The 10,982-nt window shown below is 54.3% G+C and carries 9 protein-coding genes; 4 read left to right on the top strand and 5 right to left on the bottom strand.

Going from position 1 to position 10,982, the window contains the following annotated elements; all coding sequences use genetic code 11:
* Positions 1 to 119 precede the first annotated feature (119 nt).
* The 5 genes from D1159_RS07355 to D1159_RS07335 form a co-directional block, all read right to left on the bottom strand.
* Positions 120 to 434, bottom strand: coding sequence for a TIGR04076 family protein (locus D1159_RS07355; RefSeq protein WP_161845029.1), 315 nt, complete (start codon positions 432 to 434; stop codon positions 120 to 122).
* Between the two features lie 200 nt (positions 435 to 634).
* Entirely contained in the window at positions 635 to 1,813 is a 1,179-nt protein-coding gene (locus D1159_RS07350) for a malic enzyme-like NAD(P)-binding protein (protein ID WP_161845028.1), read from the bottom strand.
* A gap of 24 nt (positions 1,814 to 1,837) precedes the next feature.
* A complete protein-coding gene (locus D1159_RS07345) occupies positions 1,838 to 2,947 on the bottom strand; it encodes an Ldh family oxidoreductase (RefSeq protein ID WP_161845027.1) in 1,110 nt (369 codons plus the stop codon).
* A 106-nt stretch (positions 2,948 to 3,053) separates the two neighbouring features.
* The gene (gene glpK, locus D1159_RS07340) at positions 3,054 to 4,550 is read right to left on the bottom strand and encodes a glycerol kinase GlpK (protein ID WP_161845026.1); all 1,497 of its coding nucleotides are present in this window, start codon (positions 4,548 to 4,550) and stop codon (positions 3,054 to 3,056) included.
* A gap of 132 nt (positions 4,551 to 4,682) precedes the next feature.
* The gene (locus D1159_RS07335; protein ID WP_161845025.1) at positions 4,683 to 5,240 is read right to left on the bottom strand and encodes a TetR family transcriptional regulator; all 558 of its coding nucleotides are present in this window, start codon (positions 5,238 to 5,240) and stop codon (positions 4,683 to 4,685) included.
* Positions 5,241 to 5,626: 386 nt separating this feature from the next.
* Between D1159_RS07335 and D1159_RS07330 the strand changes: the two genes are divergently transcribed.
* The 4 genes from D1159_RS07330 to D1159_RS07315 all read left to right on the top strand — a co-directional run bounded on the left by D1159_RS07330 (position 5,627) and on the right by D1159_RS07315 (position 10,915).
* Positions 5,627 to 6,196, top strand: coding sequence for a glycerol-3-phosphate responsive antiterminator (locus D1159_RS07330; RefSeq protein ID WP_161845038.1), 570 nt, complete (start codon positions 5,627 to 5,629; stop codon positions 6,194 to 6,196).
* 488 nt (positions 6,197 to 6,684) lie between these two features.
* Entirely contained in the window at positions 6,685 to 8,727 is a 2,043-nt protein-coding gene (locus D1159_RS07325; protein ID WP_161845024.1) for a methyl-accepting chemotaxis protein, read from the top strand.
* Positions 8,724 to 9,167: an FMN-binding protein gene (locus D1159_RS07320; RefSeq protein ID WP_161845023.1), complete on the top strand. Its 444-nt coding sequence runs from the start codon at positions 8,724 to 8,726 to the stop codon at positions 9,165 to 9,167. The genes D1159_RS07325 and D1159_RS07320 overlap by 4 nt, the downstream gene beginning before the upstream one ends.
* A gap of 80 nt (positions 9,168 to 9,247) precedes the next feature.
* A complete protein-coding gene (locus tag D1159_RS07315) occupies positions 9,248 to 10,915 on the top strand; it encodes a methyl-accepting chemotaxis protein (protein ID WP_161845022.1) in 1,668 nt (555 codons plus the stop codon).
* Positions 10,916 to 10,982 lie beyond the last annotated feature (67 nt).

The raw sequence follows: 10,982 nt of genomic DNA, 5'->3' as shown, positions 1-10,982 counted from the left end.
GCCAGACCCAGCAGCATGGTACCGGCCAGCAAGAAAGACAAGAGCTTCTTCTTCATGGTGTAATTCCTCCTTGTTTCGGTTTGTTTCTTTTTCATAGTGGGCGATCCTCCTTGTTTTGGTCACTCTTCCTCGTCAGGGTCAAAGGTCTCGATGCGGAAAATGGTGGGCTTGTCCGGGTCCGGGCAGGCCACCCGGGTCACCCCGGCGGTCTCATCCCAGGGATGGCGGCCCCCCAGTTCCATCACCCGCAGCTGGGGCCACAGATTGTGGAAGGCCGCGGCGCAGAAATCGCTGGGGCAGCGCTCGAAGTCAAACGTAAAGACCTGTCCCTCCTCGTGGCAGTGGCAGGGACGGCCCTCCCGCCCCACCGGGCACTTCTCAACCACGATGCGCACTTTTCTGGGCTTCTGGTAGTTGCCATACTCCTTATCCATTTGTTCCATCCTTTCTGTCATCCGGCTTTATGCCTGTTTTTACAAAGACCGTGCAGCAATGCCGTCGCGCCGTCTTTTTTGTACGCTCAAGCTGCTCTTTCGCCGCCTCTGCCTGGACCGGCTGCTCCTGGGACCGGCCGTACAGCTCGCTCATGCCCTGGGTAGCGTTGGCGAAACCGCCGTTGCTGTAGTGGGATTCCTCAGACCGAAAGCCGGGCCACCCCGGAATCACGGGCGGCTTGTGCGACAGCAGCGGCTACGGCAGGGCCGACGCGGGGATCGAATGCCTTGGGAATAATGTATTCGGCATTGAGTTCGTCATCGGAGATCAATCCTGCCAAAGCGTTGGCGGCAGCCATTTTCATTTCCTCGTTGATATCGCTGGCCCGCACATCGAAGGCGCCGCGGAACACCCCTGGGAAGGCCAGCACATTGTTGATCTGGTTGAGGAAGTCGCTGCGGCCGGTGGAGATGACGGCAGCGCCGCCTGCTTTGGCATTATCGGGGAATATCTCAGGCGTGGGATTGGCACAGGCAAATACAACGGCATCCCTGTTCATAGTCTTTACCATCTCTGTAGTGACAGTGCCGGGCGCAGACACGCCAATAAACACATCGGCGCCTGCCAGCATTTTGGCCAAAGAACCAGCCTGCTTGTCCAGATTGGTAACCTGGGCCATTTCCTCTTTGATCCAGTTCAGCCCGCCGCGCCCCAGATAAATTGCGCCGTTGCGGTCACACATGGTCACATTCGTGAAGCCAGCGGACAGAAGCAATTTTACGATGGAGACAGCGGCGGCGCCTGCCCCTGATGTGACTATTTTCACATCCTCTTTCTTCTTGCCTACCACCTTCAGGGCGTTGGTCAGACCAGCCAAGGTAATAATGGCGGTACCATGCTGGTCGTCATGAAAGACAGGGATGTCGCACCGTTCCTTCAGCCTGCGCTCAATTTCAAAGCATCGGGGGGCGGCGATGTCCTCCAGATTGATGCCGCCGAAAGAACCTGAGATATTGTAAACGGTTTCCACAAACTCATCTACATTTTTGGTTTTCACACACAGCGGGAAAGCGTCCACGCCTCCAAAGGCTTTGAACAGAACGCATTTCCCCTCCATAACAGGCATTCCGGCCTCGGGACCAATATCGCCCAGGCCCAGAACCGCGGTGCCGTCAGTGATAACGGCGCAGAGGTTGTGCCGTCTGGTCAGGCCGTAGCTTTTGCCGATATCATTCTGAATCTCCAGACAGGGCTGTGCCACACCAGGGGTGTAGGCCAGAGACAGGTCTTCCTTTGTTTCGACAGGGACGGTAGCCACGACCTCTATTTTCCCTTTCCATTCGCCGTGGAGACGCAAAGATTCCTTCGCATAATCCATAAATAAATTCTCCCTTGTATCCTGTTATTTCTCAAAATCGAAGCGGTAATCCAGACCTAACTCATCCCGGATGCCAATGATCTCCTCCTGAACAGACTCACTGACCGGCACACCCTTGTTCCTGCGTTCCTGCCAGGCGTCCCACTCCTTTTCGCCGGCGGTATAGATGCGTTCGGCGCCGGGGGCTTTCTCGGATGCGCGCAGGCCGCGGCAAATGTCACCGGCAGTTTTCCTGAAGGTATCCAGGCCCATGAAGAACTCGGGGTTGATGACAAAGAAGAAATGACCTAAATGATAGAACTGGTTGCTGCCGTCGGGCGCTTTACCACTCAGCGCTTTCATGAAGGGACCTCCGGACAGAGCGGCGGAGAGGATCTCCACGATAGTCGTAAAGCCGTATCCCTTGAAACCTCCGGTAGCTTCGCCGATGCCGCCAATGGAAAGCAGGGCGCACTTCCCGGCCCGCATCTCCTTCAAAATCTGGCCGGGATCGGTCATAGTGCCGCCGTCTTTTGTGACGACCAGCCCAGCAGGAGTCTCATGTCCAATACGCTGGTAGTATTCGAGCTTGCCATTCTGTACAATAGAGGTAGCACAGTCGAAGTTAAAGGGAAATTCTTCATCGGTAGGAATGGTAAAGGTCAAGGGATTCGTGCCCATCATGGGTTCCACGCCCCAGGTGGGGGCTACAGACGGCCGGGCGTTGGTGCCGGAAATGCCGATCATTCCAGCTTTCTCAGCCATAGTAGTCCAGTAGCCGGCAATGCCATAGTGGGTGGAATTGTAGATGGCGCCGCCGGCCATGCCATACTTGGCGGCCTTTTCAATCAGCATCTCCATCATCTTGTGGCTGGCCACCATACCCATGCCGTTGTTAGCGTCCATGACTATGGTAGTAGGGGTGTCCTTGACGATATCCATTTTGGTGACGGGAAGCAGAGTCCCGTTCTTGATCCGGTCCAGGTAGATGGGCTTGAACCGGTTGCAGCCATGACTTTCAATGCCCCGGCGGTCAGACTCCAACAGAACATCGGCACAGATCCGGGCATCCTCCTCGGGAACGCCGTAGCCCTTGAAGGCGTCTACCATAAAATCATTCATCAGGTCCCATGCTACATACGGGCTTGATTCCATACTGATACGCTCCTTAATACATGAAATAAATATTTTTGCACTGATACGAATCAGGCAGATTTGCGCACCCCTTCGGCCACAAAGGCTGGACGATCCGACTCACGGCTCAGTCCTCCTTGGCCCAGCCGTAGGAGCATTTGACGGCTTTGCGCCAGCCCTCACAGCGGGCGGCGCGTTCTTCCTCGGTGATGGCGGGTTCAAAGGTGCGGTCAATGGCCCAATTTTTAATGAGATCCTCTTTGCTGGACCAGTAACCCACAGCCAGGCCAGCCAGATAGGCGGCTCCCATAGCGGTAGTCTCCACACACACAGGACGGTTTACCGGCGCACCACTGATGTCGGCCTGCATCTGCATGAGAAGGTTGTTTGTGGAAGCGCCGCCATCCACTTTCAGGGCGGCCAGGTTTATGCCGGAGTCGGCCTTCATCGCCTGGAGAACATCGTTGACTTGATAGGCCATGGACTCCAGAGTTGCCCGGATAATGTGGTATTTGTTCACACCGCGGGTGATGCCCACGATAGTACCTCTGGCATACTGATCCCAGTGGGGCGCGCCCAGACCGGTGAAAGCAGGGACCACATAGCAGCCGTTTGTGTCCTTCACCTTCCGGGCCATGTATTCGGAGTCGGGAGAGGAGTCAATGAGCCGCATCTCGTCCCGCAGCCACTGGATAGAGGCGCCAGCCACAAAGATGGAACCCTCCAACGCATAGCTGACTTTGCCCTCCAACCCCCAGGCGATGGTGGTAACCAAGCCGTTCTTGGAGAAGATGGCTTTCTCACCGGTGTTCATTAACAGGAAGCAGCCGGTGCCGTAGGTGTTCTTGGACTCGCCGGGGGTGAAGCAGGTCTGCCCGAACAGAGCGGCCTGCTGGTCGCCGGCAGCGCCGCTAATCTTGATTGGACTGCCAAAGAACTGGGGGTCAGCCTCGCCGTAGACGCAGCTGGAGGGTTTTACTTCAGGCAGTATGGACTTGGGGATGTTCAACTCGGCCAGAATCTCGTCGTCCCAGGCCAGCGTGTTGATGTTAAACATCATGGTGCGGGCGGCGTTGGAGTAGTCGGTGACATGGACACGGCCCCTGGTCAGTTTCCAGATGAGCCAAGTTTCCACTGTGCCAAAGAGTAAATCGCCCTTCTCAGCCTTTTCTCGAGCGCCGGGGACGTGCTCCAGCAGCCAGTGCAGTTTCGTTCCGGAGAAATAGGCGTCAATGACCAGCCCGGTCTTGGAACGGAAGGGGTCCACCAAGCCCTTATCCTTCAGAGCGTCACAGTACTCCGAGGTACGGCGGCACTGCCATACAATGGCGTGATGAATTGGCTCGCCAGTGGCTTTGTCCCACACGATAGTGGTCTCACGCTGGTTGGTGATGCCGATGGCGGCAATATCCGCAGCGGTAATACCCAAACGCTTGATTGCTTCCTGGGCTACCTCTAACTGTGTAGACCAGATCTCCTCTGCGTCGTGCTCCACCCAGCTGGGCTTGGGAAAGTACTGGGTAAACTCCTTCTGGGCCACGCTGCACATCTCGCCGCGTTCATTGAAGAGAATGCAGCAGTTGCTGGTGGTGCCTGCGTCCAATGCCATAATGTACTTTGCCATAATTTCTCCTTTTGGGATGTGATAATTGAGGGCAGGCTGTCCGGCTCCTGCCGGTTCAAACGTACAAACGCAAACTCCAAAACGCTTTTGCTGGCTTGAATTATATCAAATGCCGAGATGATCTAGGATTATTCATCCGGCTTGCGCACGAAATTGAGTAAATCTGACGGGGTGTAAAGCCGATAGCATACTGTGCAGACACTGGCGAGCGTCTTCCAGATTAACCGCGTTGCGGTCTGTGATCCGTTCTGCAAAGTAGCTGACCGCGGACTTGGTGTAAAATTCCACTACGAAGGCTTGCGGCCGTGGCAGCATCCGCGCATCCTTATCCTGAAACAGATGCAAACTGATCTTAGGACGTACCAGCTCCTCGCAGAAGTTGCGCAGCAATACTTGTTCTGGAGCAGAAAAGGCCCGGCGGTAAAAATCCCAATCTTTCTCCAATAAAGTCAATACCTGAATGCACCATTCCTCCAGCCCTGCATCGGGATGTTCCCGGAGAGGCTGGCCAATCTGCTGCTCAAAGATCCACAGCAGAACATCATATATGTCCTGGAAGTGGTAATAAAAGCTCTGCCGCTTCATTTGCGCAGACTCCATCAAATCCTGAACCGTGATTTTGCTCAGGGGACGCTGCTCCATAAGCTGCCGCAGCGCTTGGGCGATTTTCATTTTTGTTTTACAACACATCGAAAATTCCCTCCTTCAATATCTCGGCTGTACTGGTTGGAACAAAAAAGAAAAGCGTAGCCAGACAGAGCAACGGCTTCCCGCTGCTCTGACCTTCTACACTCATCTCATAGGTCTCATTATTTTATTGATTGTACTTATTTTAGCATAGGTTTGAGAAAAATCAAGATTTGATGTCTGGAATTTGTTAAATTCGACAGACCGTACAAATTTGATCGATTCTCCTTGGCATAATTGACGATCAAAATTTTCCGTATAATTACAATTCTTTTTGTCAATCTGACTGCTTTGTATTAAAAATGTGAGAAAGGTATGTTGTGATGGGAGAGAATATCCGGTATAATATCAAAAAACATCAAAAATGGGATGAGAGGGAGCGCTTTGTTGTGGATCAACGATTTTACGACGCAATATTAGCTTCGCCGGTGATTGCGGCAGTCAAGGATATGGAGGGACTGGAGGACTGCCTGTCTCTGGAGAGTATCCAGGTTGTTTTTCTCCTGTTTGGCGATATCTGCTCCATTTCCGGGCTTGTTGACAATGTGAAAGATGCAGGTAAAATCGTTATGGTTCACGCTGACTTGGTATCGGGCCTTGCCTCCAATCGAGAGATTATTGTAGATTTTCTTCATAACACTACCCGGATGGATGGAATCATCTCTACCCGTCCAAACTTTATCTCCCGAGCCCGGGAGCTGGGGTTGTTTACGATACTGCGCCTGTTTGTCATTGACTCCATGGCGCTGGCCGGAGTGAGCAAGTTGGAGAATGTCAAACCGGATTTTCTGGAAATTTTACCTGGCGTTATGCCTAAGATGATTTACAAAATTACACAAACCACCCACATTCCGTTATTGGCAGGAGGACTGATTGCCGAAAAGGAGGACGTAGTGGCTGCGCTGAATGCCGGAGCCATGGCGGTATCTACCACGGACCGGCATGTTTGGAGAATGTAACGAAAACGATGCGGCAATGCTGTTCGGATTTAAATAAAGGATTCCTGCGCTTGTTTGCCTTGCAGGACAGCAAAATCCCTTGGCAATCCAGCACCCCCGGTTATGAATACAGGTTCTAAAGAACAGGAGTACCGCAAAATCCTTGCGGTACTCCTTAGCATGTCGGAAAACGGGAGCTGCGAAGGCTTCAGGGGGATAGTGTGAAAGGGAACTGTCAGGATTTCCTCCAAGGTGAATTGCCCCAGAGAGGCAAGAGAGTGTGGACATCCGGGCGGTAGATTTTGCCTGTTTAAGGAATATTAAGCGTTATTTGGAGATCAGCGGCGCCAATAGAAAAAGCACTTTTCTTTCCAGGGAATTTGTGGTACACTAGCTTCCGAAGTCTATCGTCCGTCAATTCAACGCGGAGTCAAACGTCTGATCGGTAGTTCCAGCGGTTTTAGATCTGCCGATTGACAAAAATTATCAGGAAAAGGAGTGACAGGATCGTGACGGGGAAGCGGGCGGACTCCCGTGCCAGCCGGGAGACGAAGCGAAGTCTGAATGGAAGGATATTGAGGCATACCACGCTTAATATCCTAATGCTGGTAGTTATATGCTGTGTTATCATGGCTGTCTCCATGCAGTCGCTTGCCAACAGCATTTTGCTGGACAGTCTTCAGCCAATGGCCCGGCAGTCGGCTAAGACGGTGGAGGCCAACATTCATATGCTGGCAGACCGTATGATGACCATTGCCGGCGATTCCAGAATGGGTACTGTAGCTGTGGCTATGGAACCAGATGAAGCCGGGGCGCCCCGAGTGGATTTTGCGGCGACCAGAGAAAATCGCGCGGCCGTACTGGAGGAAGCTGCTGAAATTTATGAGCTTTACACGATTGCGCTGTATGACTTGGATGGACGGCTGACACAGGGGATCGACGGCGCACCGGAAAGCCTGGACAGCGGCTTTTTTGCGCTTTTGAAGGAAACCGACAATCTTACGACCAATCCCTCCACCATCTACCAGGGGAAGCTGGGCATTACCATGGGGATGCCGGTGAAAGAGAACGGTGAGACAGCTCTGTATGTGGTGGGCGTCTATAAATATGACACCTTGAACGATGTCATCGGCAGTATCAATCTGGGAAAAACAGGAATGGCCTATATGGTCAACCGGGAAGGTATCGTAACCGGACACCCAGACCAATCCCTAGCACTCAATAAAAGTGCATTGGTTCAGCTTAATGACGGCAACGAGGATGCGGTGGACCGTGTAACCACTGGCGAAACAGGGGCGATAGAATTTCCCATTGACGGAAAGCAGATGCTGGTGGCGTTCTCTCCCATCCGAGGAACGCAGTGGTCACTGGTGATCCAAATCCCAAAGTCGGATTACGGCAGACTGATCAACGGAGCGATGCTGGTATCCATGTTGGCAACCGTGGCAATGCTGGCCATATCCGTTCTATTGGTCCTGCGCCTCGCCCGTTCGATTTCCAGCCCGGTGAAATGTGTGACGGAGCGAATGGTGGCGCTCTCCAACGGCGACCTGCATACAGAGGTGGCGCCTGTTCACAGCGGCGATGAGCTGGAGGTCATGACACAGACGCTGGATGCCACATTGGAAAGCGTAAACAAATACATATCCGACATCCAGCAGGTGCTGACGCAGGTTGCGGACGGTGACCTGCGCACCGAGCCCCATGTGGATTACAAGGGCGATTTCACACTGATCCGCAGCAGTCTGCATACGATTACTGAGTCGATGAACGAAACGCTGCTTGGCTTCCGCGCCGCCTCCGCACGGCTCACGGATATGGCGGCTCAGCTGAATGGTCAGTCCGCTGAGCTGCACCAGGCTTCGGTGGAGCAGAACCAGTCCGCCGAAGCGCTGGTCTATGAGGTAACCCATGTGAAGGAGCGGCTGGCAGACGTTACCCAGAGCAGCAGCCAGACCCGCGCCCAGACAGAGGAGATCACCAGCCGGGTCCAAAGCGCCAATGAGCAGATGGCCGCGTTGTCCTCCGCTATGGATGACATCAGCGCCAACGCCCAGCAGATCACCCAGATCGCAAAGGATATTGAGGATATCGCCTTCCAAACCAATATCCTGTCCCTCAATGCCTCTGTAGAGGCGGCCCGCGCCGGAGCCGCCGGCAAGGGCTTCGCGGTGGTGGCCGATGAAGTGAAGCAGCTGGCCACCAAGAGTGCCCAGGCCGCCCGGAGCGCGACAGAAATGATCCGCAGCACCCAGGCAATTATCCAGACCGGCGTAGTACTGACCGCTGATACCGCCAGCTCCCTCCATGCTATTTCGGATGTCTCATCACAGATCAGCGTCATATCGAATCAGCTGACCGCGGCGGTGCAGGGACAGGAGGCCGCGCTTGGAATCATGGAGGAGCGGATTGATGCCATTTCCGCCATTGCGGACCGCAACCTGCAAAACGCTGGGGAGACAGAGCAGTCCAGCGGCTCGCTGGCGCAGGAGGCCGAAGCGCTCCAGTCTCAGGTGCAAAAATTTATTTTAAAGGAGACATGCGGCAGATGAGACGGATTTTTACCATTCTTTTGAGCCTGTTGCTGATGGCGCCGCTTTTGACGGCCTGCGGCGGTGAGGCCGGCCTTCAGGATGGCTACTACACCGCTCAGGCGGCTGAATTTAATTTCGGCTGGAAGGAATACGTTACGATTCTGGTGAAGGGCGGGAGTATTATCTCCGTGGAATACAACGCGGAGAATGCCAGCGGCTTCATCAAAAGCTGGGACAACGCCTATATGCAGACGATGCTGCATTCGAATGGTACCTACCCCAACGAGTACACCCGCTATTATGCCAACCAGTTTCTGGAGGGGCAGGGGGAGGGCGGTATTGACGTGCTCACCGGCGCCTCCTCCTCCTACGGGACGTTTCAGGTGCTGGCCCAGGCCGTACTGGAGCAGGCCCGGCGGGGGGATTCCAGCATCGTGATTGTTGACACAACGCATTAAGGGCCCGGCGGAGTATTTTTGGGAGGAAAAGGCGTCTGGGCCACAGATCAAATACAGTCTAGAATTGGAAGTGGAGAGATATGGAATCTATTGCATACAAGGGAAGCAAGCAGCAGAAAAGCAAACGCATTGGCCGCAAGGTAGGAAATCTGGTCGCGGCCATACTGGGTGTGAGCATTACTCTGGTCGTTGTGCTGTGTGTGCTGATGTTCTACCGGCTCACCATGTCTATGATGCAAAAGGAATGCGTAAACGGTACAAATGTGCTGGCTTACGAGCTGTCCGCCTATTCCGGCGACGACAAAACGGCGCTTTTGGACGCGCTCAAGCAGGAAATGGGGTGTGAGTTTACCATTTTCCATGGGGATGAGCGGGCGTATACCACTATCCAGCAAAACGGGCAGAGAGCCGTGGGCACCCGCCTGTCCAGCGAGATTGCAGAGATCGTGCTGCGGCAGGGCAGGAGCTACGTGGGGCAGGCCTCTATTTTGGGGGAGCAGCATCTTTGCTCCTATGTCCCCACTTATGACGCCAACGGCCAAGTTGACGGCCTGATTTTTGCCGGGATCTCGATGTCCTCCGCCACGCAGCAAATCGGCCTGACTGTGCTGCTGTCCTGTTTGGCCGGGATTGTGCTGATCATCATCGGAATTATGGTTGTGGGAGGCTACATAAAAAAGGCTGTCTCCAATCCCCTCTTCCGCCTGACCATATTGGCGCAGACCTTGGAGCAGGGGGATCTGGGGTTGAATCAGCACCAGACAATGATGGTGGGGATCGATTCCGACGATGAGATTGGAATTCTGTCCCAATGCTTTGACAATACGATCAGCCGCCTGAGAAACTACATCGGGGAAATATCCAATCTGCTGGAGGCCATTGCCGGCGGCGATTTGACGGCGCAGATCACCCAGGAATATGTTGGAGATTTTGCCTCCATCCGCAGTTCCTTGAATGATATCCTCCAAAAGCTCAACAGCACGATAGGACAAATCGTTTCCAGCGCCGGGCATGTTTCCGGCGGCGCGGAGCAGATGGCTGCCGCCTCTCAAGCCCTAAGCCAAGGCTCTATGGAGCAGAGCGGCGCTGTGGAGGCTCTGAAGGAGACGATCCGCGCCGTAACAGAGCGCGTGAGGCAGACTGCGGACAACGCCCAGCTGGCGCGGGAGCAGGTGGACGGGATGAGCCTTCAGATTGCCGAGGGCAATCAAAAGATGCAGGAAATGGTAAATGCCATGGCGGAAATTACCGACAGCTCCACTGAAATTGAAAAAATTATCAAGACGATCGAGGATATCGCCTTCCAGACCAATATCCTTGCCCTGAACGCCGCTGTGGAGGCCGCCCGCGCCGGTACCGCGGGTAAGGGATTTGCTGTGGTCGCCGATGAGGTCCGCAACCTGGCGGCCAAGAGCGCGGAGGCATCCCAGTCTACCTCTGCCCTGATCGGGCGCTCCATTGCCGCAGTAAATCAAGGCACACAGATTGCCGATGCGACCGCAAAGCAGTTGAAAAACGTGGTGGCGGGGGCCCGCGGAATCGAGAAAACCATCAGCGGGATCGCGGCCGATGCGCAGACGCAGGCGGGAGCGGTGGAACAGATCCAGGATCAGATTGGACAGATTTCCGGCGTCGTGCAGACCAATTCTTCCACAGCAGAGGAGAGCGCGGCGACCAGTCAGGAACTCAGCGCCCAGGCCGCTGTGCTGAAACAGCTGGTCAAAATGTTCCGTCTTCGCCAAATGTAGCAGCGAGAAATATAAAATCCCTGATAGAAACCGTACAAAAGTTTCTATCAGGGATTTTTGTTCTCTC

Source organism: Pseudoflavonifractor sp. 524-17 (assembly GCF_009935845.1).
Classification (GTDB): Bacteria; Bacillota; Clostridia; order Oscillospirales; family Oscillospiraceae; genus Pseudoflavonifractor_A.
Note: the sequence above shows the minus strand (reverse complement) of the source record. Positions and strands in the feature narration are given on the sequence as shown.

Coding starts and splice junctions, on each gene's coding strand:
- D1159_RS07355 (WP_161845029.1), bottom strand. CDS start 434: ATGGATAAGGAGTATGGCAACTACCAGAAGCCCAGAAAAGTGCGCATC.
- D1159_RS07350 (WP_161845028.1), bottom strand. CDS start 1,813: ATGGATTATGCGAAGGAATCTTTGCGTCTCCACGGCGAATGGAAAGGG.
- D1159_RS07345 (WP_161845027.1), bottom strand. CDS start 2,947: ATGGAATCAAGCCCGTATGTAGCATGGGACCTGATGAATGATTTTATG.
- glpK (WP_161845026.1), bottom strand. CDS start 4,550: ATGGCAAAGTACATTATGGCATTGGACGCAGGCACCACCAGCAACTGC.
- D1159_RS07335 (WP_161845025.1), bottom strand. CDS start 5,240: ATGTGTTGTAAAACAAAAATGAAAATCGCCCAAGCGCTGCGGCAGCTT.
- D1159_RS07320 (WP_161845023.1), top strand. CDS start 8,724: ATGAGACGGATTTTTACCATTCTTTTGAGCCTGTTGCTGATGGCGCCG.
- D1159_RS07315 (WP_161845022.1), top strand. CDS start 9,248: ATGGAATCTATTGCATACAAGGGAAGCAAGCAGCAGAAAAGCAAACGC.